The sequence below is a fragment of the Mycobacterium heidelbergense genome, from assembly GCF_010730745.1.
Classification (GTDB): Bacteria; Actinomycetota; Actinomycetes; order Mycobacteriales; family Mycobacteriaceae; genus Mycobacterium; species Mycobacterium heidelbergense.
Window position 1 is genome coordinate 3,716,741 of sequence record NZ_AP022615.1, and the last position, 16,502, is coordinate 3,733,242.

At 66.3% G+C, this 16,502-nt stretch carries 9 protein-coding genes, 1 tRNA gene and 3 pseudogenes; 10 read left to right on the plus strand and 3 right to left on the minus strand.

The genetic code is table 11. The annotated features are described in order from the left end of the window. Positions 1-209 precede the first annotated feature (209 nt). On the plus strand, positions 210-1,625 hold the full coding sequence (locus G6N25_RS17500) for a cytochrome P450 (RefSeq protein ID WP_083071998.1): 1,416 nt from the start codon (positions 210-212) through the stop codon (positions 1,623-1,625). Positions 1,626-1,962: 337 nt separating this feature from the next. Here G6N25_RS17500 and G6N25_RS17505 read toward each other — a convergent pair whose 3' ends face one another. Beyond that, positions 1,963-2,727 carry a prevent-host-death protein gene (locus tag G6N25_RS17505; RefSeq protein WP_142272433.1) on the minus strand — a complete coding sequence of 255 codons (765 nt, stop codon included), beginning with the start codon at positions 2,725-2,727 and terminating at the stop codon, positions 1,963-1,965. Then, positions 2,717-3,769, minus strand: a complete 1,053-nt coding sequence (locus G6N25_RS17510; RefSeq protein ID WP_142272434.1) for a transcriptional regulator — start codon at positions 3,767-3,769, stop codon at positions 2,717-2,719. Before G6N25_RS17510 ends, G6N25_RS17505 begins: the two co-directional genes overlap by 11 nt. 396 nt (positions 3,770-4,165) lie before the next feature. Between G6N25_RS17510 and mobF the strand changes: the two are divergent. Continuing rightward, a pseudogene (mobF, locus tag G6N25_RS17515) lies at positions 4,166-4,637 on the plus strand (MobF family relaxase); the annotation flags it as partial. Beyond that, positions 4,610-4,876: pseudogene (locus G6N25_RS24330) on the plus strand (tyrosine-type recombinase/integrase); the annotation flags it as partial. The pseudogenes mobF and G6N25_RS24330, both read left to right, overlap by 28 nt. A 46-nt stretch (positions 4,877-4,922) precedes the next feature. Here G6N25_RS24330 and G6N25_RS17525 read toward each other — a convergent pair. Then, a tRNA-Arg gene (locus G6N25_RS17525) sits at positions 4,923-4,996 on the minus strand. 185 nt (positions 4,997-5,181) lie between these two features. On the opposite strand from G6N25_RS17525, the gene lipQ reads away from it, so the two are divergent. From lipQ to ettA, 7 genes and pseudogenes are all read left to right on the plus strand, one after another. Then, complete coding sequence (lipQ, locus tag G6N25_RS17530; RefSeq protein ID WP_083072001.1) at positions 5,182-6,429, plus strand: esterase LipQ; 1,248 nt, start codon at positions 5,182-5,184, stop codon at positions 6,427-6,429. A 126-nt stretch (positions 6,430-6,555) separates the two neighbouring features. Beyond that, positions 6,556-8,025 carry a WS/DGAT/MGAT family O-acyltransferase gene (locus G6N25_RS17535; protein ID WP_083072002.1) on the plus strand — a complete coding sequence of 490 codons (1,470 nt, stop codon included), beginning with the start codon at positions 6,556-6,558 and terminating at the stop codon, positions 8,023-8,025. After that, positions 8,022-9,653 (plus strand): annotated as a pseudogene (locus tag G6N25_RS17540) (HAD-IB family hydrolase); the annotation flags it as partial. The gene G6N25_RS17535 and the pseudogene G6N25_RS17540, both read left to right, overlap by 4 nt. A 17-nt stretch (positions 9,654-9,670) precedes the next feature. Then, positions 9,671-12,025, plus strand: coding sequence for a glycerol-3-phosphate 1-O-acyltransferase (locus G6N25_RS17545; RefSeq protein ID WP_083072004.1), 2,355 nt, complete (start codon positions 9,671-9,673; stop codon positions 12,023-12,025). Between the two features lie 28 nt (positions 12,026-12,053). Beyond that, positions 12,054-14,075, plus strand: a complete 2,022-nt coding sequence (locus tag G6N25_RS17550; RefSeq protein ID WP_083072005.1) for a cytochrome c oxidase assembly protein — start codon at positions 12,054-12,056, stop codon at positions 14,073-14,075. Positions 14,076-14,226: 151 nt separating this feature from the next. Continuing rightward, positions 14,227-14,715 (plus strand): single-stranded DNA-binding protein, encoded by a 489-nt coding sequence (locus G6N25_RS17555; protein ID WP_083072006.1) that lies wholly within the window; start codon positions 14,227-14,229, stop codon positions 14,713-14,715. A gap of 77 nt (positions 14,716-14,792) precedes the next feature. Continuing rightward, the gene (gene ettA / locus G6N25_RS17560; protein ID WP_083072007.1) at positions 14,793-16,469 is read left to right on the plus strand and encodes an energy-dependent translational throttle protein EttA; all 1,677 of its coding nucleotides are present in this window, start codon (positions 14,793-14,795) and stop codon (positions 16,467-16,469) included. Positions 16,470-16,502 lie beyond the last annotated feature (33 nt).

Genomic DNA, 16,502 nt, shown 5'->3' on the forward strand with positions numbered 1-16,502 from the left:
CTGGAAACACACCCACGGTGAGCTAGGTTAGCCTAACCTAATCAACACCCAACCTGAAACCCGAACCGATGAGGCTGACGATGTCGCTGCTGACGCGTCCGGTAACGCGCTGCACAGCCGGCGGTCGTCTGCCGCGATGGTCCGAGCTGCCGGGTGAAGGCCCAACCACCAGTCTCGCCGAACAGTAGGACCGTACAGAAAGGTTCACCATGGGCCACCGCCGTGATGGCGCGAACCGCCCGCCGCGGATCCGCGCGTTGCGATCGATGGATAACCTCCGCAGGATTTCGCGAGGTTGGCTGCACTTGTTCCAGGAGCTTCATCGGTTCGGGGACGCGGTTGAGTGGTCGATAGGCCCTATGCGCGAAACATTATTCTTCCATCCGGACGATGTGGGGGAAGTTCTTGCCGCCGCGGGCGCGAACGGCCCGCTCGGCAGAACTTTTCTCGGCAAATTCCAAGAATATGCCAACGTGGTCGGAAACAACGGTTTGGTCATGAGTGAAGGGCATCTCTGGAGAAGGCAGCGGCGAATTTTGCAGCCAGGAATGCATAAACAGAAAATTGCCGAATATACGAACACCATGGTCGATTTTGCCGAGCAGATGTGTGATCGCTGGGATGATGGCGCAGCTCTGGGAATGCAGAGCGAGATGGAAAGCCTTACCAGGCGCATCATGACACGAACGTTGTTTGGGGCGGATCTGACTCAGGCCGAAAGTGACGAAATCAAACGCGTCATGGACAGGCAGCTGTTGCTTAACAACATCGAGTTCGTCTTGGGGAACTGGCTGCATCCACGGATTCCGACGCCGTTGCGCGCAGCGCTGCGATCGGCGTCCGATCACCTGAGAATACTCCTCCAGAACGTCGTGGAGCGGCGTTTGAAAGAGCCTGATGAGGCCAGGCTGAAGCGGGACACGGATCTGCTCGACATGTTATTAGAGGCTCGAGACGAACAAGATCGGCCATTGCCGGAACGACAAGTGCACGATGAATTGCACAACCTGTTCCTAGGCGGGTATGAAACCTCATCGAACGCACTGGCATTTACCGGTGTTCTGCTGGCCAGAAATCCGGATCTGCAAAATCGCATACGCGCTGAAATCGAACAGGCGGCCGGCGCGGGCAAGCTGACGTTCGAACACATCAGAAGCCTGCCTCTTGTTGAAGCCGTGGTCAAAGAAACGCTGCGCCTCTACCCGCCCATCTTCGCGTTGCCGGGACATCTCGTGAAGACCAGGATCACGATGTGCGGATACGACTTCCAGCCCGGAGAACGAATTGTTGTGTGCCCCTACGTAACACAGCGAGATCCCCGTTGGTTCGCAGATCCCGGTGAATTCCGCCCCGAGCGTTGGCTCGACGGTTCCACCAACGATCTTCACCGGTACGCCTGGTTTCCGTTCGGCGGCGGTCCCAGACTGTGCTATGGGCAGCAATTCGCAATGGCAGAAATGATTCTCACTTTGGCCGTCGTGGTGCGCCGATTCGCTTTGACCTTACTCCCCGCAGCGTCCAGCGAGATCACGACGAAGCTGAGCGGGACTTTCATGCTGAGAGCGAAGAACGACACCGTGACCGTCACCGCCCGCGCCACTGCGGACCTCGAAGCTAACGAGTAGGTATTGCATTCTTGGCGGCTAGCTGCGACGCCGTGATGGGTGGTGTGGTGGCTCTTTGGCTCAGCCGAGAACCTGTCGATTAACGGCGGGACGGTGCCGAATACCGGCCCTGACGGAAAACCCCCTGATGTTAATTACCGTCGAATCGCGGACATTGGCGATGAATAAACGATGAGTCGCGGGGTCGTGCGCGGCCGCTGGCTGATCAAGCCTTGAGGGCGATTTACGGACCATTGTGTCGGGTCTGGCTCTCCGTGCGGGGCGGGTTCGAGGCAGGGGATGAGTACGCGGATCTTCGTGCTGAGAATCGAGATGTGCTGCCGCTCGGCGGGTCGGATCAAGATCGGCCGCCAAGCGATTCGGTCAACAGTTCTCCGAGGAATAGAACGTCATCGCGGGTCGTCTCTCGCCCCTCAGGGATACTTTTCATTCGACTCGCCGACGTGGCCGCGTTTCGCTCGAACCACAGTTGGACATGACGAAGCGCATCCTCGCGGATCTGAGGAGCAGCGCCGGCCAGCTGGTTACGTGCTTGCGCTCCGGTGGAGCGGTCCAGCATCAATCTCGAGATATCCAGTAGGTCAGTTGCTTCTTTGTCTTTTGCTCGATCCGGCAACGATTGAAGCTTCATCGCGACCAGGGGCCCCGGTTCGGCGACCGGAACCTCCACTGCCTCCAGGTTGTCTGCTTCGAGAAGCATCGGGGTCGCCGATGCTTCTGCCCATTCATGCGCGAGAACATGAAGCCGGCCAGTGGGATCCTCCGGAAGCTGATGCAGATCTGAGTCTTTAACTTCAATTACGTCGACTCTGATTGGGCCAGCGGGCGTGTCGATCAAGGCCCCTACTGGACCGCTCTCCTCTGCGCCCGCGCGAATCAGCAGATCGAGCTGGGACGAATCGCTTCCTCTCCGCCGATCTACCGTGTCCACATCACTGGTGGAGCGGTATGGGGCATTAATGCGGCAGATGACCGCGAGGCCGCCGATCAGAATGACAGGTCGGCCCGTGCGTGAGGTAGCGATCGGAATGGCGTGTACGAGTGCGCTCATCGATGAACCCGCGAGACTCACCCGTGGGATCAAGGGCTCTTTACCAGACACGGGTCCACCGCTCCGGCGGCGTCCATTCTGCGAGAATTTCACGCCCTCGGCCTGGGTCTTGCGCCAGGTCCAGCGCGACGAACAGCGGTTGCGCGAGAGGCCATTTTGACTCTGCGTAGCCGATTACCCGTTGGGAACACACGGCTGCGACCGGTGCCGCCCTCAGCGTGCCGGCGCGAGATGATGGGCTCGCCGCGGCCCCCAAGACGTGCAGCGCCCTATGTAGTGTGACGTCGTCGGGCACGTACAGGACTGGCGGATAGTCGCTACGAATGCCAATGGGCGCTCCGTAGAGCACGGCGGCCGGGCTGTCGCTGAGTGCCCAGCCTGGCTTGGCATTGTCGTCTAACCCAGTCTTCAGCGGCGCAAGCACCGCATGATCGCCAATGTCTGGCAGAGAATCGACATCGACGGATGGCGGATGCCAGACCGACGCCAAGTTCCAGAACAGTTCGGGTACGACAGGAGACAGATCCTCGTCGACGAGGTTCGCTTCGCGGAGTCGACCAGCTGTCTCCGACACGGTGCTCGGTGAGCGATTGATTCGTTTCGCTAGCGCCCTAATGCCGATTTGCTGTCCAGGATGCAACAGCAGCTCGACTGCGACCTCCAGACCGCTCTTACCAGTAAACGGGTCGGAATGACGTTGTGTAGTTAGGCCAGGCAGGTCGACGGCGGCGTGCACGAAGAGGCCAGGAGCTACAAGGTGTACCTGTCCCCGGAGGTCGAGCCAGCCCCAACCGCGGTCGTGCAGCACCTCTCTTGCGGCGGCCGTAATTCGATCTGCCACGAGAACCTTCTGAACCGCCTGGCCATCTACCGTTTCCGGCGATGCGCGACGCCACCGATCGATCTGGCGAGCTAGGCCATCGATGGATGCAAGCGCGGTGTACTTAACCTCAACTGGCACTCGATTGCCACCCGGAATATCGACCCAAAAATCAACGGCTGAGTCCGGGTGCACGGGCTGCCGTGCAGACACTCCGATGCTTGCCAAGGCGTCCATGAACGCCTGTTCTACTTCGGCCGCTGTTCCGAGCATAGTGAAACAATAGTATGTGTTCGGTGTTCGGTCAATACCGAACACCGAACACATACTGGGTCACTCGCCCGGCGCTCCGCGCCCCATCCTTGCGGTGAGCTTGCTGCAGCCAAATGCGACTTGCAACTCGCGTCATCGCCGCCGAAGCGCCCAAATCTCTTTTCTTTCAATCCTTCAGGCCCATCTATCTCAACAATTGCCTGCCCACTCTCGACCGACCCTAACATCTCCTAAACTACTCTCAGTAGATACCAAAACCACTGCACCCCTTCGATTCTCGCCATTTCAACACTCAAAAGGGTGCTGCCACTTTGGCACAAAGGTGCAATACTGATTTGGGATCGCGCTGCGCGCACCCCCAAATCTCATCCACTACAACTGGTTTGACTCACCAGCGTGCACGGGTTCGACCTGACGTTCGCGGCGCCGAAAAAGTGTGTCGCTGGTGCGGGCGTTGGTCGGTGATGTGGCGGAAAAGGCGGTGCAGGTCGCTCACGAGAGGGCCGTTGGTGCGGCCATGGAGTATCTGCACGCGCATGCCGGCTACACCCGGGTACACAACCCGGTGAGCGGGACCAAGGATCTGCAGTGGTTGCCGGGTTTGGTGGGGATTGCTTATCGACATGAGACTTCGCGCTGCGGTGACCCACACCTACATGCTCATGTGATCGTGCCCAAACGGCAGGCCCGCATGGATGGGGCGCTGGTGTCGCTTGACTCCAAGTCGTTGTATCACGAGGCCAAAGCCGCCGGGATCATCTATCAGGCCACATTGCGCCACGAGCTGTATGCCCAGCTCGGCCTGGAATGGACCCGCACCGATGAGCACACCGGGACGGTGGAGATCGCCGTGATCCGGAAAACTTCAACACCGCCTGGCGCGCCGTCCGCGACCAGCTCGGGATGCCCGATGTGACGTCGCACAGCTTCTGCAAGACCGTGGCGACACTAATCGACGACGCGGGCCTGTCAGCGCGGATCGGCGCGGACCACCTCGGGCACGCAAAGGTGTCCATGACCCAAGACCGCTACATGTCCCGCGGACGTGTCCACAACCAGGTCGCTGACCTGCTGGACTGCGCCGTAAGCGACATAAACGATGAATAAACGATGACCGGCGTTTTCGGCAGGACCGAAAACCACTTCTGACCAGTGCCCCCGGCACGACTCGAACGTGCGACCTAGGGATTAGAAGGCCCTTGCTCTATCCACCTGAGCTACGGAGGCAATGTGCAGGTCAGTCTATCCAACGGCGCTCACCGGCGAAGTCGGGCAACGGCACGCGCACGAAAAGCCTTCCCGCGCCGCGATTATCGGTTATGGTTTGAGCCTCGACACACGTACAACACCGGCTGGTAATCAGCCGTTAACCGCAACGAGGCGTGTGCCTAACGTCGAGGGGTGGCGTTGCTATGAGCGTGGCCTTGACCGTGACTTCGCGGTGCTCGTGGGCCGGTGCCCAGGCCCTGCGGCTGGCGGCCGATGCCAGGGATACCTATCGTGCCGGCGCGTTGTTGCTGCGTGGCTCGCCGTCCGCGGTCGGCTGGTTCGCCGGCTGGCTGTCGACCGAGTTTCCCCCGCATGTGCTCACCGGGCACGCGTTGTCCCGGGTCTCGCCGCCGTCCATCGGCCGCGTCGGCGCCGCGTGGGCGGCGCAGCGCGCGGACCAAACCCTCACCGCCGCGCTACAGGAGTGCTTCGGGCCGGACTTTCGCGACCTCGTGCGCCACCCGGGCTGCGCCCAGTCCGAGTGCACCCCCCGCGGCGGGCTATTGCACAGGCCCGGGCCGCACCGCCGGTACGCGGCGCAGACGTCCGACATCTCCTACGGTCCGGGCGGCAGCGAACACCTGCTCGACGTCTGGCGGCGCCATGACCAGGTGCCCGGCCGCCGCGCGCCGGTGCTCATCCAGGTCCCCGGCGGGGCGTGGGCCGTCAACGGCAAACGCGGTCAGGCCTACACGCTGATGAGCCGGATGGTCGAACTCGGCTGGATCTGCGTCTCGATCAACTACAGCAAGAGCCCGCGCTGCACATTTCCGGCGCACCTCATCGACGTGAAACGGGCGATCGCGTGGGTCCGCGAGAACATCGCCGACTACGGTGGCGACCCGGACTTCGTCGCGATCACCGGCGGCTCGGCGGGCGGGCACCTGGCGTCGCTGGCCGCGCTCACCCCGAACGATCCCGAGTTCCAGCCCGGCTTCGAGGACGCCGACACCAGCGTCCAGGCCGCCGCGCCGTATTACGGCGTGTACGACTTCACCGACGTGGAGAACATGCACGAGTTGATGCTGCCGTTCCTCGAGCAATTCGTTTTCAAGACCCGCTACGCCGACGACCCCGACCGGTTCAGGGCGGCGTCGCCGATTTCGTACGCGCACAGCGAGGCTCCGCCGTTCTTCGTGCTGCACGGTGAGAAGGACGAACTGATTCCCAGCGGCCAGGCCCGGGCCTTCTGCGCGGCGCTGCGGGAGGCCGGAGCGGCCACGGTGGCCCACGCCGAACTCGCCAACGCCCACCACGCTTTCGACATCACCCCGACCGTCCGATCGGGGTTGGCCGCCGACGCCGTCGCCGACTTCCTGGGCGTCGTCTACGGGCGGCGCGCCGGCTCGCTGACGGATTCGTTGCCGTTGCCGGCGACATCGGCCAGCTGAGCCACCCGGATCGCGCCTTTCACCAGCGCGGCGACCCGACTAGCGTTGTGTTGGCAATTCGGTTTGCGGGCGCGAGGCAGGAGGCGTGGTCGGCGGTGACAGGGTTGGCGCGTCGAGTTCACGGTCATGGCTGAGTCGGCCGAGGTCGTCAGGCTGTCCGACGAGCTTGGACCGGTCGACTATCTGATGCATCGGGGTGAGGCGAATCCCCGGACCCGGTCGGGGATCATGGCGCTGGAACTCCTCGACACCACGCCGGACTGGGAGCGGTTTCGCGCCCGATTCGACAACGCCTCCCGACGGGTGCTGCGGCTGCGGCAGAAGGTCGTCGTGCCGACCTTGCCGACGGCGGCCCCGCGGTGGGTGGTGGATCCTGACTTCAACCTCGACTTCCATGTGCGCCGGGTGCGCGTGTCCGGTCCCGGCACGCTGCGCGAGGTTTTCGATCTCGCCGAGGTGATCCTGCAGTCGCCGATGGACATATCCCGGCCGCTGTGGACGGCGACCCTGGTGGAGGGTCTCGCCGACGGGAGGGCCGCGACGCTGCTGCATGTCAGCCACGCGGTCACCGACGGCGTCGGCGGCGTCGAGATGTTCGCGGAGATCTATGACCTCGAGCGCGATCCGCCGCCCAAACCGACGCCCCCGCAACCCATTCCGCAGGACCTAACGCCCAATGACCTGATGCGCCAAGGCCTCAACCGCCTGCCCTTCGCCATAGTCGGCGGCGTCGTGGGCGCGGTGTCTGGGGCGGTGTCGGCGGCCGGGCGGGCGGTCCTCGATCCCGTGTCCACGGTAGGGGGAGCGGTTGGTTACGCCCTCTCGGGCCTGCGGGTGATCAACCGCGCCGCCGAGCCGTCGCCGCTGCTGCGCCGGCGCAGCCTCGCCACCCGCACCGAAGCGATCGACATCAAGCTCTCCGACCTGCACAAGGCCGCGAAGGCCGGCGGCGGATCGATCAACGACGCCTATCTCGCCGGCCTGTCCGGCGCATTGCGGCGCTACCACGAGGCCCTCGGCGTGCCGATCAGCACGCTGCCGATGGCGGTGCCGGTGAACCTGCGGGCCGACGCCGACACCGCGGGCGGCAACCGGTTCACCGGCGTCAACTTGGCCGCGCCGTTGGGCACCGCCGATCCGGTCTCCCGGATGAAGAAGATCCGCGCCCAGATGACGCAGCGCCGCGACGAGCCCGCGATGAACATCATCGGTTCCCTCGCGCCGGTGCTGAGCGTGTTGCCCACACCGGTTCTGGAGGGGATCACCGGCTCGGTGATCGGCTCGGACGTGCAGGCCAGCAACGTCCCCGTCTACCCGGGGGACACCTACATCGCCGGCGCAAAGATCTTGCGGCAGTACGGCATTGGCCCGCTGCCCGGTGTGGCGATGATGGTGGTGCTGATTTCCCGCGGCGGCTGGTGCACCATCACCGTGCGGTACGACAGGGCGTCCGTGCGAAACGAGCCGCTGTTCGCCCGGTGCCTGCTGGAGGGTTTCGACGAGATCCTGGCGCTGGCCGGCGATCCCGCGCCCCACGCGGTGCCCGCCTCGTTCACCGAACCGGCCGTTTCGCCGCGATCGGTGTCGGGCTCATGAGCGTGTCGAAAGAGCAGGGCAACGCTCGCGGGACGGCCACGCCGCCAGCCGACCTGCGGTTGCCCGGCTCGGTCGCCGAGATCATGGCCAGCCCTCCCGGCGCCAGGATCGGGGCGTTCTTCGACCTGGACGGCACGCTGGTCGCCGGCTTCACCGCGGTGATCCTGACCCAGGAGCGGCTGCGGCGCCGGGACATGGGCGTGGGCGAGCTGCTCAGCATGGTTCAGGCCGGCCTGAGCCATACCCTCGGGCGCATCGAGTTCGAAGACCTCATCGGCAAGGCCGCCGCCGCGCTGGCCGGCCGCCTGTTGGACGACCTGGAGGAGGTTGGCGAGCGGCTGTTCGTCCAGCGGATCGAGTCGCGGATCTACCCGGAAATGCGCGAGCTGGTGCGGGCGCACGTGGCCCGCGGCCACACCGTCGTGCTCAGCTCGTCGGCGCTGACCATCCAGGTCAATCCGGTGGCGCGCTTCCTCGGAATCTCCAACATGCTCACCAACAAGTTCGAGACCAACGAGGACGGGATCCTCACCGGCGGCGTGCAGAAGCCGATCCTGTGGGGACCGGGCAAAGCCGGTGCCGTGCAACGGTTTGCCGCCGAGCACGACATCGACCTCAAGGACAGCTACTTCTACGCCGACGGTGACGAGGACGTCGCCCTGATGTATTTGGTCGGCAACCCGCGGCCCACCAACCCCGAGGGAAAGATGGCCGCCGTGGCCAAGCGCCGCGGCTGGCCGATCCTCAGATTCGACAGCCGGGGTCGAGTGGGCCTGCAGCGCCAGCTTCGGACACTCGCCGGGTTCGGTTCGATGTTCCCCGTCGCCGCCGGCGCCGTCGGAATCGGGGTGCTCACCCGCAACCGGCGGCGGGGCGTGAACTTCTTCACCTCCACCTTCTCCCAGCTGTCGCTGGCGATCGCCGGCGTGAATCTCAAGGTCCTCGGCGAGGAGAACCTGACCGCGCAGCGGCCGGCGGTCTTTATCTTCAATCACCGCAACCAGGTTGACCCGGTCATCGTGGGCGCGCTGGTGCGCGACAACTGGATCGCCGTGGGCAAGAAGGAACTGCAACGGGACCCGATCATGGGCACGCTCGGCAAGCTGCTGGACGGCGTGTTCATCGACCGGGACGATCCGGTCGCCGCGGTGGAGACGCTGCACACGGTCGAAGAGCGGGCCAAGAGGGGGCTCTCGATCGTGATCGCTCCCGAGGGCACCCGGATCGACACCACCGAAGTCGGGCCGTTCAAGAAGGGGCCGTTCCGCATCGCGATGGCGGTCGGCATCCCCCTCGTCCCGATCGTGATCCGCAACGCGGAGCTCGTCGCCGCCCGAAACTCCACCGTCGTCAACCCGGGCACGGTCGACGTCGCGGTGTTTCCGCCGATTTCGGTGCGGGACTGGACGGTTGAGACGTTGCCCGAGCACATCGCCGAGGTACGTCAGCTTTATCTGGACACGCTGGCCGACTGGCCCGTTGACGAGCTGCCCGCGGTCGGCCTGTACGCCGAGAAGAAGGCGGCGGCGAAGAGAGCCGGGACGCGGGCCGTCAAGGCCACCGCGAAGAAGGCCGCCCCCAAGCCGGCGCGCAAGGCCGCGGCGAAAAGGACCGCGACCCCGGGCTCCCCGCCCAGAGGGCGGCCGTGACCACATCCGCCGCCGATGCCAGCGCAGTCCTCACGGCACAAGACTCGCTGATATTGGCGTCCATGGCCTCACCCGTCGAGAGGGAGCTGGTGACGGCCTGGGTGCGCGAGCAGCGTGCCGGCAACCCCGAGGCGACGTTCGAGATATTGGCGCTGCCGCAACGCACTTCGCCGCCGACGGCGCTGGCCGCGCTGGTGGAACAGCTTGGTTCCGGCGAGGACCGCTCGATCGTGCCGGTGCGGGTGTTCTGGCTGCCGCCGCCGGAACGCGGCAGGATCGCCAAGCTCGCCGGGCTGCTCCCCGGCCGAGACCCCTACCACCCCAACCCGCGTCAGCAGCAGCACATCGTTCGCGACGATCCGCAACGCGCGCGGGTGGTCGCCGGCGAGCCGGCCAAGGTCTCCGAGCTGCGCCAGCAGTGGCGCGACACCACCGTCGGGGAGGACGAGCGCGACTTCGCGCAGTTCGTCACCCGCCGCGCCATCCTGGCGCTGGAGCGCGCGGAGTACCGAATTCTCGGCCCACAGTACAAGTCTCCGCGGCTGGTGAAGCCGGAGATCTTGGCGTCCACGCGTTTTCGCGAAGGGCTGCACAAGATCCCGGGCGCGACCGCGGAGGAAGCCGGGAGGATGCTCGACGAGCTCGCCACCGGGTGGAGCAGGGTGTCCGTCGACCTGGTGTCCGTCCTCGGCAGGGCGCTCAGCCGCGGCTTCGACCCGGAGATCGACTACGACGAGTATCAGGTCGCGGCGATGCGCGCCGGGCTGGAAGCCCACCCGGCGGTGCTGCTGTTCTCGCACCGCTCCTACATCGACGGCGCGGTGGTGCCGGTGGCGATGCAGGAAAACCGGCTGCCGCCGGTGCACGTGTTCGCCGGCATCAACCTGTCCTTCGGGTTGATGGGCCCGCTGTTGCGCCGTTCCGGCGTCATCTTCATCCGCCGCAACATCGGCGACGACCCGCTCTACAAGTATGTCCTGCGCGAGTACGTCGGCTACATCGTCGAGAAGCGATTCAACCTGAGCTGGTCCATCGAAGGCACCCGCTCGCGCACCGGAAAGATGTTGCCGCCCAAGCTCGGTCTGCTGTCCTACGTGGCCGACGCGTACCTGGACGGGCGCAGCGAAGACATCCTGCTGCAGCCGGTGTCGATCAGCTTCGACCAGCTGCACGAGACCGCCGAGTACGCCGCCTACGCCCGCGGTGGCGAGAAGACCCCCGAGGGCATCGGCTGGCTGTACAACTTCATCCGGGCGCAGGGCGAACGCAACTACGGCAAGATCTACGTCCGCTTCCCCGAGGCGGTCTCGATGCGCCAGCACCTGGGACCGCCGCACGGTCCGCTGGCCCGGGACAGGGACGCCAAACGGCTTGCGCTGCAAAAGATGTCGTTCGAGGTCGCGTGGCGGATACTGCAGTCGACGCCGGTGACCGCGACGGGGTTGGTGTGCGCGTTGCTGCTGACCACCCGCGGCGCGGCGCTCACGCTCGATCAGCTGCACCACACCTTGCAGGACTCGCTCGACTACCTCGTGCGCAAGCACATCCCGATGTCCACCAGCGCATTGCGGCTACGCTCGCGCGACGGCGTGCGTGCGGCGGTCGACGCGCTGTCCAGCGGGCACCCGATCACCCGCGTCGACGGCGGCCGCGAACCGGTGTGGCTCATCGCGCCCGACAAACAGCACGCCGCCGCCTTCTACCGCAACTCGGTGATCCATGCCTTCCTGGAGACCTCGATCGTCGAACTCGCGCTGGCGCACGCCAGGCACGCCGAGGGCGACCGCATGGAGGCCTTCTGGGACCAGGCGATGCGGCTGCGCGACCTGTTGAAATTCGATTTCTACTTCGCCGATTCGGCGGCGTTCCGGGACAACATCGCCGAAGAGATGGCATGGCACGACGACTGGGAAGCCCACGTCGCCGCCGGGGGAGACGAGATCGACGCGATGCTGTTCGCCAAGCGTCCGTTGATGTCCGACGCGATGCTGCGGGTCTTCTTCGAGGCGTACGAGATCGTCGCCGACGTGCTGCGCGGCGCCCCGGCGGATGTCGGCCAGAAGGAACTGACGGAGCTGGCGCTCGGCGTCGGCCGGCAATACGTCGCCCAGGCCCGGGTCCGCAGCAGCGAATCGGTGTCGACGCTGCTGTTCGCCACCGCACGCCAGGTCGTCGTCGACCAGGACCTGCTCGCGCCCGCCGCGGACCTCGCCGAAAGGCGGATAGCGTTCCGGCGGGAGCTGCGGGACATCCTCCGAGATTTCGACTACGTCGAGCGGATCGCGCGCGAGCAATTCGTCGCCCGCGAGTTCACGGCGCGTCAGGGGCGTCTCGACGGCCCGACTCCGTAGGCGGCGCGCCCGCCCATACCCTGGGTGCATGACGGTTGCGCGGCCCGCGGGCACACGGCGCCCGCCGGTGTGGCCGCCGCTGATCGGCGTCGCGGTGCTGGCGGGCTGCACGGCCGCGGGGATCGGTGCGCTGTCGCTGGCGGGCGCCTTGACCGCCACCGGCTTGCCCGATCCGGGCCCGGCGACCACGCTGGGCCTGCCGTTCGTCCGGGCCGCGGGGGAGGTCGCCGCGGTGCTGGCCGTCGGGTCGTTCCTCTTCGCGGCGTTCCTGGTGCCGCCGCAACGCAGCGGCGTCCTCGACACCGGCGGATACCGCGCGCTGCGCCTGGGCACGGTGGCGTCCGGGGTGTGGGCCGTGTGCGCCGCCCTGCTGGTCCCGCTGACCATCTCCGACGTGTCCGGTCAACCGCTGGCCGATCACCTCAACCCGGTCACGATCTGGTCGCTGGCCGGCCTGGTCAACACCGCCTCCGCCTGGCGCTGGACCGCGATCCTGGCCGCGGTGGTCACGCTGGCGAGCTTGTCGGTGCTGCGCTGGTCGTGGACGCCGCTGCTGTTCGCCGGGTCGTTGGTGACGCTCGTTCCGCTCGCGCTGACCGGTCATTCGTCGGCCGGTGGTTCCCACGACCTGGCCACCAACAGCCTGCTGATCCACCTCGTCGCCGCCAGCCTGTGGGCCGGTGGTCTGCTCGCCCTGCTGGCCCACGCGCTGCGCGGCGGTGATCACCTCGCCCTGGCGGCGCGGCGGTTCTCGATGGTCGCGCTGTGGTGCTGGATCGCGATGGCGCTCAGCGGATCGGTGAACGCCCTGGTGCGCGTCCTGCCGTCCGACCTGTTGAGCACCGGTTACGGGCGGCTGGTGGTCGCCAAGTTCGTCGCGCTGTGCGTGCTGGGCGGCCTCGGGTGGCGGCAGCGGAGCTCCGCCGTGGTTGCGCTGCAAGCGGATTCGGGCCGGCAAAGAGCGCGCGGCGTGCTGATCAGGCTGGCGCTGGCCGAGGCCGCCGTGTTCGGCCTCACCTTCGGCATCGCCGTCGGGCTGGGCCGCACGGCGCCGCTACCGCCCCCAGCCCGGCTCCCGTCGATTCCCGAAGCCGAGATCGGCTACGACTTCGACGGGCCGCCCACCGTGGCCCGCATCCTGTTCGACTGGCGCTTCGACCTGATCTTCGGCACCGCCGCGATCGTCCTCGCCGCGCTGTACGTGGCGGCCGTGCTGCGGCTGCGTCGTCGCGGCGATCGCTGGCCGCCGGGCCGGACGCTATCCTGGCTGCTCGGCTGCGTCACGCTGCTGTTCGTGACCTCGTCGGGCGTCGGCCGCTACATGCCCGCGATGTTCAGCATGCACATGGTCGCCCACATGGCGCTCTCGATGCTGGCCCCGATCCTGCTGGTGCTCGGCGCCCCGGTCAGCCTGGCGTTACGGGCGCTGCCCGCCGCCGGACGAGACGATCCGCCCGGCATGCGGGAGTGGCTGCTGGCCGCGCTGCACAGCCACCTGTCACGGTTCCTCACCAACCCGGTGGTCGCCACCTTTTTGTTTGTCGCCGGGTTCTACGGGCTGTACCTGTCGAACCTGTTCGACACCACGGTGAGCAGTCACGCCGGGCATCTGGCGATGAACGTGCACTTTCTGGCCAGCGGCTACCTGTTCTATTGGATCGTGATCGGGGTGGACCCGACGCCGCGGCCGATCCCGCCGCTGGCCAAGGTGGCCGTGGTGTTCGCGTCGTTGCCGCTGCACGCGTTCTTCGGGGTGGTGCTGATGGGCACCCGAAAGGTGCTCGGCGCCGACTACTACCGTTCGCTCGGGCTGAGCTGGCACACCGACCTGCTCGGCGATCAGCGGCTGGGCGGCGGAATCGCCTGGGCGGCAGGCGAAGTGCCGCTGGTGATCGTCATGATCGCGCTGCTGGTGCAGTGGGCGCGCAGCGACGCGCGCACCGCCCGGCGGTTGGACCGGGCGGCCGACCGCGACGACGACGCCGAGCTGACCGCCTACAACGCGATGCTGGCCGAACTGGCGCGCCGCGGCGGGTCGGGCGGCCTTTGAGCTTCCGGGGGCGTCCCGCGGGCGCTTATCCACAGTCGCGGCCTTCTCCACAAGCCCCCCTACCACGCGGCGCAGGCCGGTCCGGCTTGTCGATGACCCGGCGCTGAATGGGCATCGGCACGAGCGCAACGACGAAAGGAATCTGAAGCCAATGTTCGAAACCCCGCTGACCGTGGTCGGTCACATCGTCAACAACCCCGAGCGCCGGCAGGTCGGCACCCAGGAGGTCATCAAGTTCCGGGTGGCCAGCAATTCGCGCCGCCGCACCGCCGACGGCGCCTGGGAACCGGGCAACTCGCTGTTCATCACCGTCAATTGCTGGGGGAGGCTGGTCAGCGGCGTGGGTGCCGCGCTGGGCAAGGGCGCGCCGGTGATCGCGGTGGGCCACGTCTACACCAGCGAATACGAGGACCGCGACGGCAATCGGCGCTCGTCGCTGGAAATGCGGGCGACCGCGGTGGGTCCCGACCTGTCGCGCGTCTTCGTGCGCATCGAGAAGCCCAGCTACACCGGCCCCGACACGGATCAGAGAACGACGGCCGCCACCGCTGAGGGCGCCGACGAGGCCCCCGCGGCCGACGCGCCGGTCGAGCAGGGTGACCCCGCCGCCGATCGCGGACCGCTACCGCTGTCGGCTTAGCGGTGGGCTGGAGGCCGCGGCGCGGTGCTTAGGATGGTCCGCGAGATCATCCGGCATCAGAAAGGCAAAACCGCGGCATGGCTGAGTTCATCTACACGATGAAGAAGGTCCGCAAGGCGCACGGCGACAAGGTGATCCTGGACGACGTCACGTTGAGCTTCTTCCCGGGCGCCAAGATCGGTGTCGTCGGACCCAACGGCGCCGGCAAGTCGAGCGTCTTGCGGATCATGGCCGGCCTGGACAAGCCGAACAACGGTGACGCCTTCCTGGCCACCGACGCCAGCGTCGGCATCCTGCAGCAGGAGCCGCCGCTGAACGAGGAGAAGACCGTCCGCGGCAACGTGGAAGAGGGCCTGGGCGACATCAAGGTCAAGCTCGACCGGTTCAACGAGGTCGCCGAGCTGATGGCCACCGACTACTCCGACGAGCTGATGGAGGAAATGGGCCGGCTGCAGGAGGAGCTCGATCACGCCGAGGCGTGGGACCTCGACTCGCAGCTGGAGCAGGCCATGGACGCGCTGCGCTGCCCGCCGCCGGACGAGCCGGTCAGCACACTGTCCGGCGGTGAGCGCCGCCGCGTGGCGCTGTGCAAGCTGCTGCTGTCCAAACCGGACCTGCTGCTGCTCGACGAGCCGACCAACCACCTGGACGCCGAAAGCGTGCAGTGGCTCGAACAGCACCTGGCCGCCTACCCGGGCGCGATTCTGGCGGTGACCCACGACCGGTACTTCCTGGACAACGTCGCCGAATGGATCCTCGAGCTCGACCGTGGCCGCGCGTATCCCTACGAAGGCAACTACTCGACCTACCTGGAGAAAAAGGCCGAGCGGATCGCGGTGCAGGGCCGCAAGGACGCCAAGCTGCAGAAGCGGCTGACCGAGGAGCTGGCATGGGTCCGGTCCGGGGCCAAGGCGCGGCAGGCCAAGAGCAAGGCGCGCCTGCAGCGCTACGACGAGATGGCCGCCGAGGCCGAGAAGGCGCGCAAGCTCGACTTCGAGGAGATTCAGATCCCGGTGGGGCCGCGGCTCGGCAACGTCGTCGTCGAGGTCGAGCACCTCGACAAGGGCTACGAGGGGCGCACCCTCATCAAGGACCTGTCCTTCACCCTGCCGCGCAACGGCATCGTCGGGGTCATCGGACCCAACGGGGTCGGCAAGACCACGCTGTTCAAGACCATCGTCGGTCTCGAGCAGCCGGATAGCGGCACGGTCAAGGTCGGGGAGACCGTCAAGCTCAGTTACGTCGACCAGGCCCGCGCCGGCATCGATCCCAAGAAGACCGTGTGGGAGGTCGTCTCGGACGGGCTGGATCACATCCAGGTCGGTCAGACCGAGGTGCCGTCCCGGGCCTACGTGTCGGCGTTCGGTTTCAAGGGGCCCGACCAGCAGAAGCCGGCGGGAGTGCTCTCGGGCGGCGAGCGCAACAGGCTCAACCTCGCGCTGACCCTCAAGCAGGGCGGCAACCTCATCCTGCTCGACGAGCCGACCAACGACCTGGACGTCGAAACCCTGAGCTCGCTGGAAAACGCCCTGGTGAATTTCCCGGGGTGCGCGGTGGTGATTTCGCACGACCGCTGGTTCCTCGACCGCACGTGTACGCACATCCTCGCGTGGGAAGGCGACGACGACAACGAGGCCAAATGGTTCTGGTTCGAGGGCAACTTCGGGGCGTACGAGGAAAACAAGGTGGAACGGCTCGGCGTGGAGGCCGCCAGGCCGCACAGAGTGACCCATCGCAAGCTGACCCGCGACTAATGTCAGCTCTGCCGACGCGCCGGTGCCGCCGGC

Bases quoted from the DNA above. Each gene is read 5' to 3' on its own strand.
- G6N25_RS17555 (WP_083072006.1), top strand. From the start codon at position 14,227: ATGTTCGAAACCCCGCTGACCGTGGTCGGTCACATCGTCAACAACCCC.
- G6N25_RS17510 (WP_142272434.1), bottom strand. From the start codon at position 3,769: ATGCTCGGAACAGCGGCCGAAGTAGAACAGGCGTTCATGGACGCCTTG.
- ettA (WP_083072007.1), top strand. From the start codon at position 14,793: ATGGCTGAGTTCATCTACACGATGAAGAAGGTCCGCAAGGCGCACGGC.
- G6N25_RS17500 (WP_083071998.1), top strand. From the start codon at position 210: ATGGGCCACCGCCGTGATGGCGCGAACCGCCCGCCGCGGATCCGCGCG.
- G6N25_RS17550 (WP_083072005.1), top strand. From the start codon at position 12,054: ATGACGGTTGCGCGGCCCGCGGGCACACGGCGCCCGCCGGTGTGGCCG.
- lipQ (WP_083072001.1), top strand. From the start codon at position 5,182: ATGAGCGTGGCCTTGACCGTGACTTCGCGGTGCTCGTGGGCCGGTGCC.
- G6N25_RS17535 (WP_083072002.1), top strand. From the start codon at position 6,556: ATGGCTGAGTCGGCCGAGGTCGTCAGGCTGTCCGACGAGCTTGGACCG.